Source organism: Ectothiorhodospira shaposhnikovii, assembly GCF_047222355.1.
Lineage (GTDB): Bacteria > Pseudomonadota > Gammaproteobacteria > Ectothiorhodospirales > Ectothiorhodospiraceae > Ectothiorhodospira.
Window position 1 is genome coordinate 87,448 of record NZ_CP178333.1, and the last position, 12,296, is coordinate 99,743.

General features: G+C 56.7%; 10 protein-coding genes. 3 read left to right on the forward strand and 7 right to left on the reverse strand.

Annotation, left to right across the window (positions count from 1 at the left end):
- Positions 1–94 precede the first annotated feature (94 nt).
- Entirely contained in the window at positions 95–2,032 is a 1,938-nt protein-coding gene (locus tag ACLF6L_RS00375; protein ID WP_412852109.1) for a TonB-dependent receptor domain-containing protein, read from the reverse strand.
- A gap of 170 nt (positions 2,033–2,202) precedes the next feature.
- Between ACLF6L_RS00375 and ACLF6L_RS00380 the strand changes: the two genes are divergently transcribed.
- Positions 2,203–3,105, forward strand: coding sequence for a LysR family transcriptional regulator (locus ACLF6L_RS00380; RefSeq protein ID WP_200171637.1), 903 nt, complete (start codon positions 2,203–2,205; stop codon positions 3,103–3,105).
- On the opposite strand, the gene ACLF6L_RS00385 is transcribed toward ACLF6L_RS00380, so the two are convergent.
- Both ACLF6L_RS00385 and ACLF6L_RS00390 read right to left on the reverse strand, forming a co-directional pair.
- The gene (locus tag ACLF6L_RS00385; RefSeq protein ID WP_412852110.1) at positions 3,078–3,236 is read right to left on the reverse strand and encodes a hypothetical protein; all 159 of its coding nucleotides are present in this window, start codon (positions 3,234–3,236) and stop codon (positions 3,078–3,080) included. The two genes, ACLF6L_RS00380 and ACLF6L_RS00385, sit on opposite strands and share 28 nt — an antisense overlap.
- Positions 3,237–3,503: 267 nt before the next feature.
- Positions 3,504–5,441 carry a TonB-dependent receptor domain-containing protein gene (locus tag ACLF6L_RS00390; RefSeq protein ID WP_412852109.1) on the reverse strand — a complete coding sequence of 646 codons (1,938 nt, stop codon included), beginning with the start codon at positions 5,439–5,441 and terminating at the stop codon, positions 3,504–3,506.
- 170 nt (positions 5,442–5,611) lie between these two features.
- On the opposite strand from ACLF6L_RS00390, the gene ACLF6L_RS00395 reads away from it, so the two are divergent.
- The gene (locus ACLF6L_RS00395; RefSeq protein ID WP_200171637.1) at positions 5,612–6,514 is read left to right on the forward strand and encodes a LysR family transcriptional regulator; all 903 of its coding nucleotides are present in this window, start codon (positions 5,612–5,614) and stop codon (positions 6,512–6,514) included.
- Here ACLF6L_RS00395 and ACLF6L_RS00400 read toward each other — a convergent pair.
- The gene (locus ACLF6L_RS00400; protein ID WP_412852110.1) at positions 6,487–6,645 is read right to left on the reverse strand and encodes a hypothetical protein; all 159 of its coding nucleotides are present in this window, start codon (positions 6,643–6,645) and stop codon (positions 6,487–6,489) included. The genes ACLF6L_RS00395 and ACLF6L_RS00400 overlap by 28 nt on opposite strands.
- 267 nt (positions 6,646–6,912) lie before the next feature.
- The gene (locus tag ACLF6L_RS00405; RefSeq protein ID WP_412852109.1) at positions 6,913–8,850 is read right to left on the reverse strand and encodes a TonB-dependent receptor domain-containing protein; all 1,938 of its coding nucleotides are present in this window, start codon (positions 8,848–8,850) and stop codon (positions 6,913–6,915) included.
- A 170-nt stretch (positions 8,851–9,020) separates the two neighbouring features.
- Between ACLF6L_RS00405 and ACLF6L_RS00410 the strand changes: the two genes are divergently transcribed.
- Positions 9,021–9,923: a LysR family transcriptional regulator gene (locus ACLF6L_RS00410; RefSeq protein ID WP_200171637.1), complete on the forward strand. Its 903-nt coding sequence runs from the start codon at positions 9,021–9,023 to the stop codon at positions 9,921–9,923.
- Here the strand turns inward: ACLF6L_RS00410 and ACLF6L_RS00415 are convergent.
- Complete coding sequence (locus ACLF6L_RS00415; RefSeq protein WP_412852110.1) at positions 9,896–10,054, reverse strand: hypothetical protein; 159 nt, start codon at positions 10,052–10,054, stop codon at positions 9,896–9,898. The genes ACLF6L_RS00410 and ACLF6L_RS00415 overlap by 28 nt on opposite strands.
- A gap of 267 nt (positions 10,055–10,321) precedes the next feature.
- Positions 10,322–12,259 (reverse strand): TonB-dependent receptor domain-containing protein, encoded by a 1,938-nt coding sequence (locus tag ACLF6L_RS00420; RefSeq protein ID WP_412852109.1) that lies wholly within the window; start codon positions 12,257–12,259, stop codon positions 10,322–10,324.
- Between the last annotated feature and the right edge of the window lie 37 nt (positions 12,260–12,296).

Below are 12,296 nucleotides of genomic sequence, written 5' to 3' on the forward strand. Positions count from 1 at the left end.
CCCCTTGAAAGAGGGAGGCACGGGCTTGTGGCTGATCATTGGAATCCTGCTGAGCAGGAATTAAGGATTCAGTACATCCCTGAGGGGATGAATGTCAGAACTGATAACGGGCCATCATTCTGATGTCTCGCCCCGGTTCCAGCGTGGCGCCGTCATCCCCGATGGTGGTCTGTTCGCTATAGCTGCGATCAAACAGATTTCTCACTGCCAGCGACAGTGATAATGCAGGTATGCTTGCAGGCTGCCATTGGGCCTGTAAGTGATGGAGGGTATGGCCGGAACGGTCAATCTCACCGTCTTCCAGTCCTGCCTGGGCGACGAGGGTGTACCCCATGGTCATATTTTCGTCGATTCGCCAGACATGATCCCAGACCAGTCGATCGCCGGTATTGCTACCCACGCGCCGAATGGTTGTGATCCGGTCACCGTTCTGATCCACCGTTTTGGCATGCAGGTATGAAAGGGTTGTCTGATAACGACCACTCTGCCAGGAGGTCCTGGCTTCCCACCCCTTGCTGGTGACCCGGTCATCGTTATAAAAACCCGTGACTGGCTGGCCGCGGCTACCACCTATCTGAACGATCAGATTGTCAATGTCATTATGAAAATAGGTCAGGGAGGCATCGAAACGATCGGCATCACGAATCAGGCCCCGTGCCTGATAGCGAAAGCCGGCTTCCTTCTGCTGTGAGCTTTCCGGTCTGAAACTTCGACCGAAACTGCGTTTGCCGGTTTGTGCATTGAATGTGGGTGTGTCCACGGCTGATGCCAGCCAGCCGATGGGTATGACGCCGGTACTGCGCACCGCTTCTCCGTAGTTGGCAAACGTACTCCAGCCCTTGCCAATGTTGACTTCGATACCTGCATTGGGGGAGATTTCGTTGCCACTGATTGCGATGCGGCCGTAGTCGGTTTCATAACGGTCAAACCTTGCTCCGCCGGAGAGTGTCAGTCTGCCGATATAGACATGGTCCTGAATGAACAAGCCCAGGTTGTTCAGGTTGTTTCTGTGTCCCTGGCGTTCGCCATTGTTGTAGATCTCTCCATCTTCCGTGTAATAGTCGATGCCTGTTACCAGATTGTGTGTGCTTGAAATCCAGTCGATAACGGCATTGTTTCTCAGTTCAAAACCTTTTCCGGTACTGGTGGTTTCATTGTTTCTGGTCTGATTGTTCAAGGTGTTTTCATTATTGAACAGGTTCAGTGAGAGATTGACCAGAGGGGTATGTAGTGCATGATAGCGGTAGTTGACGATGTAGGTGTCCCTGTCATTGATCTGATATTCAAGCGGGGCATCCGGGTCGTATGCACCATCACCGGCCGCCCAGCGATAGAGCCCACTGTTTCGGCTTCTTTCAGCACTCAGCCGGAGTGAATGACCTTCGTTTTCCAGAAGGCTGAACTTGATAAAGTAATGGCGATCCCGCCCCGCGGAGCCGTGTACCCTGTCGCCTCCACCGGTTTCATAGTCTTCGCGATTGACGCCCTTGATATGGGCCATCAATCCACTGTGACTGCCCAGCCGGGTATACGCGGTTGCGGCACCGTGATCGGAGCGGTCAGCGGTGTAATAGCCTGCCCTTATCGTTGCACCTGACTGCTGATCAGGGGACAGCAGATCCTGCGCGTCGACGGTCTCGAATCGTATTGCCCCTCCCAGCGCTCCGGCCCCCCGGTCAGCCCCCGGGCCGGCCAGCACTTCCACCCGTTTCAGCAGGTCGGGATCCAGTGAGCCGATACCACCATGATGCTGGAACAGGCTGCGTCCCTGTATGGCGCCGTCAATGGTGATGTTCAGATTGGAGGCATCAATCCCCCTCAGATAGAGGCGTTGAGCATTGTGTGATCCACCCCCGATGGTGATGACGCTCTGATCCCGGAAGACATCCGCCACCGAGGCGGCAAGATTCCGCGTCATCTGTTCCGTGGGGATGATTTGCGTATTGTCAATGTGTGAGCCCTCGATGCTGATGGGCTGCATGTCGACCTGGGTCACATTGCCTTCGGCTTGGGCGGCCAGGGAGGCCGTCATGCACAGTAAAGTACTGACAGCGGCAGGTAACTTAAGAGTCATGGGCGTTTTTTCATGGAAGGCGTTAATGAGTATGTTTATCATTTGATGGAGAATGCTATCTCCTGGCCCATGCGGAAAGAAGATAGGCTTTGTGAACGACTTGTCCCGAAAATGGAACGTGTGACCAGATGAGTGACTTTGAGGCGTTGAAGGCCCTGATTGCACTGCGGGATCATGGCAATCTCACCGCGGCCGCACGGTTTTTGGGCCGTCCCAAATCCACCTTGAGTCGACGTCTGGCGTTGCTGGAACAGGATCTGGGGTTGCGGCTCACCCGCCAGTCAGGGGGCCGGCTGAGCCTTTCCGAGGTGGGTCAGTGCTATGCGGACTATGGGGAAAGAATTCTTTCGCTGTCCGAAGAGGCCCGCGAGGCGGCGCAATCCCTGTCCAGTGACAGGCGCCGCAATCTGTGTGTCTGGATCAGCCATGAAATGGCCTGGGGATGGGCGATCTGGGTGATGAACGATTTCCTGGCCCGTTATCCGGAATATTCCCTGGAAGCCAGGGTGCTGCTACCGGGCGCTCAACCGCCGCTTGACGAGGTGGATGTCTGGCTGGCCTGCGGCCAGGTTCAGGCCCATGGGTTGGCCTGTCAGCCTCTGGGTCGCTGGCAGCGTCGTCTCTACGCCGCCAGCGACCCGGATGCATGCTGCTGTCACCTTGAGGATCCGGATCAGATAGAGCGTTGCTCCTGGATAGAGCTGACCGGTGAATCGGATGCCATCCATCTGCGCCACAGGGATTCCGGCCATTCCCGGCACATCAATCCCCATGCCCGGCTGCGGGTTAATTCCCTGCAGACCCTGGCCGATGGCATTGCACGGGGATATGGCGTCGGGATGTTGCCGGCCTGGGTCGCTGAATGTCCCAGGCACGGGATCATGCGCGGCAGACTGGCCCGGATACTGGCGGACTGGGAAATCATGCCCACGGATCTGTTCATGCTGGTCCGATCCGGCTTAAGGTCCAAGTCAGTGGAATGCCTGACGGCGCACATGAAATCTCAACTGCCTGTGCGCTGGCGGCTGTGATCTTCATTGAGCATCTGCGCCAGCTCCGGCGGGCTGGCGGCACCGAAGTACAGGGTTCGATGGGGGAAGGGGATCTCCACCCCCTCGGCATCAAAGGTCTGCTTCACCCGTCTCAGGAACTCCCGTCCCACCTCCCACTGCTTGATGGGCAGGGTCTTGATGCGTCCCAGCCCGGCCCGGAAGTTCCGGACTCCCGCTTTCGCGGGAGTGACGGCAGTGGGGCCTCATCCCCGGTCCTTTTGTGAGCGTGATTGATAAGAAAACACCAAAGAATGGAAACTACGGGGCAAGCCCCGGCCGTGCCCCCCTTGAAAGAGGGAGGCACGGGCTTGTGGCTGATCATTGGAATCCTGCTGAGCAGGAATTAAGGATTCAGTACATCCCTGAGGGGATGAATGTCAGAACTGATAACGGGCCATCATTCTGATGTCTCGCCCCGGTTCCAGCGTGGCGCCGTCATCCCCGATGGTGGTCTGTTCGCTATAGCTGCGATCAAACAGATTTCTCACTGCCAGCGACAGTGATAATGCAGGTATGCTTGCAGGCTGCCATTGGGCCTGTAAGTGATGGAGGGTATGGCCGGAACGGTCAATCTCACCGTCTTCCAGTCCTGCCTGGGCGACGAGGGTGTACCCCATGGTCATATTTTCGTCGATTCGCCAGACATGATCCCAGACCAGTCGATCGCCGGTATTGCTACCCACGCGCCGAATGGTTGTGATCCGGTCACCGTTCTGATCCACCGTTTTGGCATGCAGGTATGAAAGGGTTGTCTGATAACGACCACTCTGCCAGGAGGTCCTGGCTTCCCACCCCTTGCTGGTGACCCGGTCATCGTTATAAAAACCCGTGACTGGCTGGCCGCGGCTACCACCTATCTGAACGATCAGATTGTCAATGTCATTATGAAAATAGGTCAGGGAGGCATCGAAACGATCGGCATCACGAATCAGGCCCCGTGCCTGATAGCGAAAGCCGGCTTCCTTCTGCTGTGAGCTTTCCGGTCTGAAACTTCGACCGAAACTGCGTTTGCCGGTTTGTGCATTGAATGTGGGTGTGTCCACGGCTGATGCCAGCCAGCCGATGGGTATGACGCCGGTACTGCGCACCGCTTCTCCGTAGTTGGCAAACGTACTCCAGCCCTTGCCAATGTTGACTTCGATACCTGCATTGGGGGAGATTTCGTTGCCACTGATTGCGATGCGGCCGTAGTCGGTTTCATAACGGTCAAACCTTGCTCCGCCGGAGAGTGTCAGTCTGCCGATATAGACATGGTCCTGAATGAACAAGCCCAGGTTGTTCAGGTTGTTTCTGTGTCCCTGGCGTTCGCCATTGTTGTAGATCTCTCCATCTTCCGTGTAATAGTCGATGCCTGTTACCAGATTGTGTGTGCTTGAAATCCAGTCGATAACGGCATTGTTTCTCAGTTCAAAACCTTTTCCGGTACTGGTGGTTTCATTGTTTCTGGTCTGATTGTTCAAGGTGTTTTCATTATTGAACAGGTTCAGTGAGAGATTGACCAGAGGGGTATGTAGTGCATGATAGCGGTAGTTGACGATGTAGGTGTCCCTGTCATTGATCTGATATTCAAGCGGGGCATCCGGGTCGTATGCACCATCACCGGCCGCCCAGCGATAGAGCCCACTGTTTCGGCTTCTTTCAGCACTCAGCCGGAGTGAATGACCTTCGTTTTCCAGAAGGCTGAACTTGATAAAGTAATGGCGATCCCGCCCCGCGGAGCCGTGTACCCTGTCGCCTCCACCGGTTTCATAGTCTTCGCGATTGACGCCCTTGATATGGGCCATCAATCCACTGTGACTGCCCAGCCGGGTATACGCGGTTGCGGCACCGTGATCGGAGCGGTCAGCGGTGTAATAGCCTGCCCTTATCGTTGCACCTGACTGCTGATCAGGGGACAGCAGATCCTGCGCGTCGACGGTCTCGAATCGTATTGCCCCTCCCAGCGCTCCGGCCCCCCGGTCAGCCCCCGGGCCGGCCAGCACTTCCACCCGTTTCAGCAGGTCGGGATCCAGTGAGCCGATACCACCATGATGCTGGAACAGGCTGCGTCCCTGTATGGCGCCGTCAATGGTGATGTTCAGATTGGAGGCATCAATCCCCCTCAGATAGAGGCGTTGAGCATTGTGTGATCCACCCCCGATGGTGATGACGCTCTGATCCCGGAAGACATCCGCCACCGAGGCGGCAAGATTCCGCGTCATCTGTTCCGTGGGGATGATTTGCGTATTGTCAATGTGTGAGCCCTCGATGCTGATGGGCTGCATGTCGACCTGGGTCACATTGCCTTCGGCTTGGGCGGCCAGGGAGGCCGTCATGCACAGTAAAGTACTGACAGCGGCAGGTAACTTAAGAGTCATGGGCGTTTTTTCATGGAAGGCGTTAATGAGTATGTTTATCATTTGATGGAGAATGCTATCTCCTGGCCCATGCGGAAAGAAGATAGGCTTTGTGAACGACTTGTCCCGAAAATGGAACGTGTGACCAGATGAGTGACTTTGAGGCGTTGAAGGCCCTGATTGCACTGCGGGATCATGGCAATCTCACCGCGGCCGCACGGTTTTTGGGCCGTCCCAAATCCACCTTGAGTCGACGTCTGGCGTTGCTGGAACAGGATCTGGGGTTGCGGCTCACCCGCCAGTCAGGGGGCCGGCTGAGCCTTTCCGAGGTGGGTCAGTGCTATGCGGACTATGGGGAAAGAATTCTTTCGCTGTCCGAAGAGGCCCGCGAGGCGGCGCAATCCCTGTCCAGTGACAGGCGCCGCAATCTGTGTGTCTGGATCAGCCATGAAATGGCCTGGGGATGGGCGATCTGGGTGATGAACGATTTCCTGGCCCGTTATCCGGAATATTCCCTGGAAGCCAGGGTGCTGCTACCGGGCGCTCAACCGCCGCTTGACGAGGTGGATGTCTGGCTGGCCTGCGGCCAGGTTCAGGCCCATGGGTTGGCCTGTCAGCCTCTGGGTCGCTGGCAGCGTCGTCTCTACGCCGCCAGCGACCCGGATGCATGCTGCTGTCACCTTGAGGATCCGGATCAGATAGAGCGTTGCTCCTGGATAGAGCTGACCGGTGAATCGGATGCCATCCATCTGCGCCACAGGGATTCCGGCCATTCCCGGCACATCAATCCCCATGCCCGGCTGCGGGTTAATTCCCTGCAGACCCTGGCCGATGGCATTGCACGGGGATATGGCGTCGGGATGTTGCCGGCCTGGGTCGCTGAATGTCCCAGGCACGGGATCATGCGCGGCAGACTGGCCCGGATACTGGCGGACTGGGAAATCATGCCCACGGATCTGTTCATGCTGGTCCGATCCGGCTTAAGGTCCAAGTCAGTGGAATGCCTGACGGCGCACATGAAATCTCAACTGCCTGTGCGCTGGCGGCTGTGATCTTCATTGAGCATCTGCGCCAGCTCCGGCGGGCTGGCGGCACCGAAGTACAGGGTTCGATGGGGGAAGGGGATCTCCACCCCCTCGGCATCAAAGGTCTGCTTCACCCGTCTCAGGAACTCCCGTCCCACCTCCCACTGCTTGATGGGCAGGGTCTTGATGCGTCCCAGCCCGGCCCGGAAGTTCCGGACTCCCGCTTTCGCGGGAGTGACGGCAGTGGGGCCTCATCCCCGGTCCTTTTGTGAGCGTGATTGATAAGAAAACACCAAAGAATGGAAACTACGGGGCAAGCCCCGGCCGTGCCCCCCTTGAAAGAGGGAGGCACGGGCTTGTGGCTGATCATTGGAATCCTGCTGAGCAGGAATTAAGGATTCAGTACATCCCTGAGGGGATGAATGTCAGAACTGATAACGGGCCATCATTCTGATGTCTCGCCCCGGTTCCAGCGTGGCGCCGTCATCCCCGATGGTGGTCTGTTCGCTATAGCTGCGATCAAACAGATTTCTCACTGCCAGCGACAGTGATAATGCAGGTATGCTTGCAGGCTGCCATTGGGCCTGTAAGTGATGGAGGGTATGGCCGGAACGGTCAATCTCACCGTCTTCCAGTCCTGCCTGGGCGACGAGGGTGTACCCCATGGTCATATTTTCGTCGATTCGCCAGACATGATCCCAGACCAGTCGATCGCCGGTATTGCTACCCACGCGCCGAATGGTTGTGATCCGGTCACCGTTCTGATCCACCGTTTTGGCATGCAGGTATGAAAGGGTTGTCTGATAACGACCACTCTGCCAGGAGGTCCTGGCTTCCCACCCCTTGCTGGTGACCCGGTCATCGTTATAAAAACCCGTGACTGGCTGGCCGCGGCTACCACCTATCTGAACGATCAGATTGTCAATGTCATTATGAAAATAGGTCAGGGAGGCATCGAAACGATCGGCATCACGAATCAGGCCCCGTGCCTGATAGCGAAAGCCGGCTTCCTTCTGCTGTGAGCTTTCCGGTCTGAAACTTCGACCGAAACTGCGTTTGCCGGTTTGTGCATTGAATGTGGGTGTGTCCACGGCTGATGCCAGCCAGCCGATGGGTATGACGCCGGTACTGCGCACCGCTTCTCCGTAGTTGGCAAACGTACTCCAGCCCTTGCCAATGTTGACTTCGATACCTGCATTGGGGGAGATTTCGTTGCCACTGATTGCGATGCGGCCGTAGTCGGTTTCATAACGGTCAAACCTTGCTCCGCCGGAGAGTGTCAGTCTGCCGATATAGACATGGTCCTGAATGAACAAGCCCAGGTTGTTCAGGTTGTTTCTGTGTCCCTGGCGTTCGCCATTGTTGTAGATCTCTCCATCTTCCGTGTAATAGTCGATGCCTGTTACCAGATTGTGTGTGCTTGAAATCCAGTCGATAACGGCATTGTTTCTCAGTTCAAAACCTTTTCCGGTACTGGTGGTTTCATTGTTTCTGGTCTGATTGTTCAAGGTGTTTTCATTATTGAACAGGTTCAGTGAGAGATTGACCAGAGGGGTATGTAGTGCATGATAGCGGTAGTTGACGATGTAGGTGTCCCTGTCATTGATCTGATATTCAAGCGGGGCATCCGGGTCGTATGCACCATCACCGGCCGCCCAGCGATAGAGCCCACTGTTTCGGCTTCTTTCAGCACTCAGCCGGAGTGAATGACCTTCGTTTTCCAGAAGGCTGAACTTGATAAAGTAATGGCGATCCCGCCCCGCGGAGCCGTGTACCCTGTCGCCTCCACCGGTTTCATAGTCTTCGCGATTGACGCCCTTGATATGGGCCATCAATCCACTGTGACTGCCCAGCCGGGTATACGCGGTTGCGGCACCGTGATCGGAGCGGTCAGCGGTGTAATAGCCTGCCCTTATCGTTGCACCTGACTGCTGATCAGGGGACAGCAGATCCTGCGCGTCGACGGTCTCGAATCGTATTGCCCCTCCCAGCGCTCCGGCCCCCCGGTCAGCCCCCGGGCCGGCCAGCACTTCCACCCGTTTCAGCAGGTCGGGATCCAGTGAGCCGATACCACCATGATGCTGGAACAGGCTGCGTCCCTGTATGGCGCCGTCAATGGTGATGTTCAGATTGGAGGCATCAATCCCCCTCAGATAGAGGCGTTGAGCATTGTGTGATCCACCCCCGATGGTGATGACGCTCTGATCCCGGAAGACATCCGCCACCGAGGCGGCAAGATTCCGCGTCATCTGTTCCGTGGGGATGATTTGCGTATTGTCAATGTGTGAGCCCTCGATGCTGATGGGCTGCATGTCGACCTGGGTCACATTGCCTTCGGCTTGGGCGGCCAGGGAGGCCGTCATGCACAGTAAAGTACTGACAGCGGCAGGTAACTTAAGAGTCATGGGCGTTTTTTCATGGAAGGCGTTAATGAGTATGTTTATCATTTGATGGAGAATGCTATCTCCTGGCCCATGCGGAAAGAAGATAGGCTTTGTGAACGACTTGTCCCGAAAATGGAACGTGTGACCAGATGAGTGACTTTGAGGCGTTGAAGGCCCTGATTGCACTGCGGGATCATGGCAATCTCACCGCGGCCGCACGGTTTTTGGGCCGTCCCAAATCCACCTTGAGTCGACGTCTGGCGTTGCTGGAACAGGATCTGGGGTTGCGGCTCACCCGCCAGTCAGGGGGCCGGCTGAGCCTTTCCGAGGTGGGTCAGTGCTATGCGGACTATGGGGAAAGAATTCTTTCGCTGTCCGAAGAGGCCCGCGAGGCGGCGCAATCCCTGTCCAGTGACAGGCGCCGCAATCTGTGTGTCTGGATCAGCCATGAAATGGCCTGGGGATGGGCGATCTGGGTGATGAACGATTTCCTGGCCCGTTATCCGGAATATTCCCTGGAAGCCAGGGTGCTGCTACCGGGCGCTCAACCGCCGCTTGACGAGGTGGATGTCTGGCTGGCCTGCGGCCAGGTTCAGGCCCATGGGTTGGCCTGTCAGCCTCTGGGTCGCTGGCAGCGTCGTCTCTACGCCGCCAGCGACCCGGATGCATGCTGCTGTCACCTTGAGGATCCGGATCAGATAGAGCGTTGCTCCTGGATAGAGCTGACCGGTGAATCGGATGCCATCCATCTGCGCCACAGGGATTCCGGCCATTCCCGGCACATCAATCCCCATGCCCGGCTGCGGGTTAATTCCCTGCAGACCCTGGCCGATGGCATTGCACGGGGATATGGCGTCGGGATGTTGCCGGCCTGGGTCGCTGAATGTCCCAGGCACGGGATCATGCGCGGCAGACTGGCCCGGATACTGGCGGACTGGGAAATCATGCCCACGGATCTGTTCATGCTGGTCCGATCCGGCTTAAGGTCCAAGTCAGTGGAATGCCTGACGGCGCACATGAAATCTCAACTGCCTGTGCGCTGGCGGCTGTGATCTTCATTGAGCATCTGCGCCAGCTCCGGCGGGCTGGCGGCACCGAAGTACAGGGTTCGATGGGGGAAGGGGATCTCCACCCCCTCGGCATCAAAGGTCTGCTTCACCCGTCTCAGGAACTCCCGTCCCACCTCCCACTGCTTGATGGGCAGGGTCTTGATGCGTCCCAGCCCGGCCCGGAAGTTCCGGACTCCCGCTTTCGCGGGAGTGACGGCAGTGGGGCCTCATCCCCGGTCCTTTTGTGAGCGTGATTGATAAGAAAACACCAAAGAATGGAAACTACGGGGCAAGCCCCGGCCGTGCCCCCCTTGAAAGAGGGAGGCACGGGCTTGTGGCTGATCATTGGAATCCTGCTGAGCAGGAATTAAGGATTCAGTACATCCCTGAGGGGATGAATGTCAGAACTGATAACGGGCCATCATTCTGATGTCTCGCCCCGGTTCCAGCGTGGCGCCGTCATCCCCGATGGTGGTCTGTTCGCTATAGCTGCGATCAAACAGATTTCTCACTGCCAGCGACAGTGATAATGCAGGTATGCTTGCAGGCTGCCATTGGGCCTGTAAGTGATGGAGGGTATGGCCGGAACGGTCAATCTCACCGTCTTCCAGTCCTGCCTGGGCGACGAGGGTGTACCCCATGGTCATATTTTCGTCGATTCGCCAGACATGATCCCAGACCAGTCGATCGCCGGTATTGCTACCCACGCGCCGAATGGTTGTGATCCGGTCACCGTTCTGATCCACCGTTTTGGCATGCAGGTATGAAAGGGTTGTCTGATAACGACCACTCTGCCAGGAGGTCCTGGCTTCCCACCCCTTGCTGGTGACCCGGTCATCGTTATAAAAACCCGTGACTGGCTGGCCGCGGCTACCACCTATCTGAACGATCAGATTGTCAATGTCATTATGAAAATAGGTCAGGGAGGCATCGAAACGATCGGCATCACGAATCAGGCCCCGTGCCTGATAGCGAAAGCCGGCTTCCTTCTGCTGTGAGCTTTCCGGTCTGAAACTTCGACCGAAACTGCGTTTGCCGGTTTGTGCATTGAATGTGGGTGTGTCCACGGCTGATGCCAGCCAGCCGATGGGTATGACGCCGGTACTGCGCACCGCTTCTCCGTAGTTGGCAAACGTACTCCAGCCCTTGCCAATGTTGACTTCGATACCTGCATTGGGGGAGATTTCGTTGCCACTGATTGCGATGCGGCCGTAGTCGGTTTCATAACGGTCAAACCTTGCTCCGCCGGAGAGTGTCAGTCTGCCGATATAGACATGGTCCTGAATGAACAAGCCCAGGTTGTTCAGGTTGTTTCTGTGTCCCTGGCGTTCGCCATTGTTGTAGATCTCTCCATCTTCCGTGTAATAGTCGATGCCTGTTACCAGATTGTGTGTGCTTGAAATCCAGTCGATAACGGCATTGTTTCTCAGTTCAAAACCTTTTCCGGTACTGGTGGTTTCATTGTTTCTGGTCTGATTGTTCAAGGTGTTTTCATTATTGAACAGGTTCAGTGAGAGATTGACCAGAGGGGTATGTAGTGCATGATAGCGGTAGTTGACGATGTAGGTGTCCCTGTCATTGATCTGATATTCAAGCGGGGCATCCGGGTCGTATGCACCATCACCGGCCGCCCAGCGATAGAGCCCACTGTTTCGGCTTCTTTCAGCACTCAGCCGGAGTGAATGACCTTCGTTTTCCAGAAGGCTGAACTTGATAAAGTAATGGCGATCCCGCCCCGCGGAGCCGTGTACCCTGTCGCCTCCACCGGTTTCATAGTCTTCGCGATTGACGCCCTTGATATGGGCCATCAATCCACTGTGACTGCCCAGCCGGGTATACGCGGTTGCGGCACCGTGATCGGAGCGGTCAGCGGTGTAATAGCCTGCCCTTATCGTTGCACCTGACTGCTGATCAGGGGACAGCAGATCCTGCGCGTCGACGGTCTCGAATCGTATTGCCCCTCCCAGCGCTCCGGCCCCCCGGTCAGCCCCCGGGCCGGCCAGCACTTCCACCCGTTTCAGCAGGTCGGGATCCAGTGAGCCGATACCACCATGATGCTGGAACAGGCTGCGTCCCTGTATGGCGCCGTCAATGGTGATGTTCAGATTGGAGGCATCAATCCCCCTCAGATAGAGGCGTTGAGCATTGTGTGATCCACCCCCGATGGTGATGACGCTCTGATCCCGGAAGACATCCGCCACCGAGGCGGCAAGATTCCGCGTCATCTGTTCCGTGGGGATGATTTGCGTATTGTCAATGTGTGAGCCCTCGATGCTGATGGGCTGCATGTCGACCTGGGTCACATTGCCTTCGGCTTGGGCGGCCAGGGAGGCCGTCATGCACAGTAAAGTACTGACAGCGGCAGGTAACTTAAGA

Coding starts and splice junctions, on each gene's coding strand:
- ACLF6L_RS00375 (WP_412852109.1), bottom strand. CDS start 2,032: ATGACGGCCTCCCTGGCCGCCCAAGCCGAAGGCAATGTGACCCAGGTC.
- ACLF6L_RS00380 (WP_200171637.1), top strand. CDS start 2,203: ATGAGTGACTTTGAGGCGTTGAAGGCCCTGATTGCACTGCGGGATCAT.
- ACLF6L_RS00390 (WP_412852109.1), bottom strand. CDS start 5,441: ATGACGGCCTCCCTGGCCGCCCAAGCCGAAGGCAATGTGACCCAGGTC.
- ACLF6L_RS00395 (WP_200171637.1), top strand. CDS start 5,612: ATGAGTGACTTTGAGGCGTTGAAGGCCCTGATTGCACTGCGGGATCAT.
- ACLF6L_RS00405 (WP_412852109.1), bottom strand. CDS start 8,850: ATGACGGCCTCCCTGGCCGCCCAAGCCGAAGGCAATGTGACCCAGGTC.
- ACLF6L_RS00410 (WP_200171637.1), top strand. CDS start 9,021: ATGAGTGACTTTGAGGCGTTGAAGGCCCTGATTGCACTGCGGGATCAT.
- ACLF6L_RS00420 (WP_412852109.1), bottom strand. CDS start 12,259: ATGACGGCCTCCCTGGCCGCCCAAGCCGAAGGCAATGTGACCCAGGTC.